This is a genomic window from Kitasatospora sp. NPDC094028, assembly GCF_049543595.1.
Lineage (GTDB): Bacteria > Actinomycetota > Actinomycetes > Streptomycetales > Streptomycetaceae > Kitasatospora.
This window is the reverse complement of the sequence record NZ_JBMVFA010000133.1, coordinates 1-1,035: the sequence shown is the minus strand read 5'-3', so window position 1 is coordinate 1,035 and position 1,035 is coordinate 1. Positions and strand designations below refer to the sequence as shown.

The 1,035-nt window shown below is 75.7% G+C and carries 1 protein-coding gene; it reads right to left on the bottom strand.

Features of this window, described 5'->3' with window-relative positions; all coding sequences use genetic code 11:
• Nucleotides 1-173: 173 nt before the first annotated feature.
• Nucleotides 174-1,035, bottom strand: an 862-nt coding sequence (locus ACPC54_RS42325) for a molybdopterin-binding protein (protein ID WP_498973103.1), incomplete at its 5' end; no start/stop codon positions are given.

Here is a 1,035-nt window from a genome sequence, read left to right as displayed (position 1 = left end):
CGCCACGATCAGCCGCTTGGCGACCTGGCGGAGCGGCCGTTCCACCACCTTCACCGGCAGCTTCACCTGGTGGGTGACCGGGCGTTCGTCCGCCGTGAGGGCGTCGTCCCGCGGGGTCCCGGTGCGGCCGGGGGTGTTGTCGGAGGTGCCGAGGGTGCCGCTGTCCGCACGTTTCACGTGAAACAAACCCCGATCCCCGCGGTCGTCCAGGGCAGGTCCAGCAGCTCCGTCTCCGCGCCCTGCCGGGCCCCGCCCGGGGGTACGACGGCCAGCGCGTCGGCGGCGGCGATGCCGCGCAGCATGGCCGGGCCGTTGTAGTGCAGCGGTACGGCGCGGTCGCCGCGCAGCACCACGGGGACGAGCCGGGTGTCGTACGGGTGCCCGTGCACGGTCTCCGTCAGCGGCAGCGTGTACGGCTCGGGGGCGGGGCGGGCGGCGAGGGTGCGCAGCAGCGGCTCGGCGAGCGTGATGAGGCCGGAGACGGCGGCGAGGGGGTTGCCGGGGAGGCCGACGAGGTGCTGGTCGTCCCTGGTGCGGGCCAGCAGCATGGGGTGCCCCGGGCGCACCTGCACGCCGTCGACGAGGAGTTCGGCGCCGATGCGTTCCAGGGTGGGGTGGACGTGGTCGAGGGGCCCGGCGGCGGTGCCTCCGGTGGTGACGACCAGGTCGGCCGTGGAGGCGGTGATCGCCTTGTGCAGGGCCCTGGCGTCGTCGCGGACCCGGCGCACCGCGACGACCTCGGCACCGAGCGCCCGCAGCCAGGGCGGCAGCATGGGACCGAGCGCGTCCCGGATCAGGCCCTCGTGCGGCAGCCCTTCGGTCAGCAACTCGTCCCCGAGGACGAGGACTTCGGCGCGGGGCCGGGGGACCACGGTGACGGTGTCGTATCCCGCGGCGGCGGCCAGGCCGAGGACGGCCGGGGTGATCTGGGTGCCGACGGGCAGCAACTGGTCGCCGTTGCGGCACTCCTGGCCGCGCGGGCGGATGTCCTGGCCGTGGACGGTCTCGCGGGTGGCGTGCAGCCGGCCCTGGGCG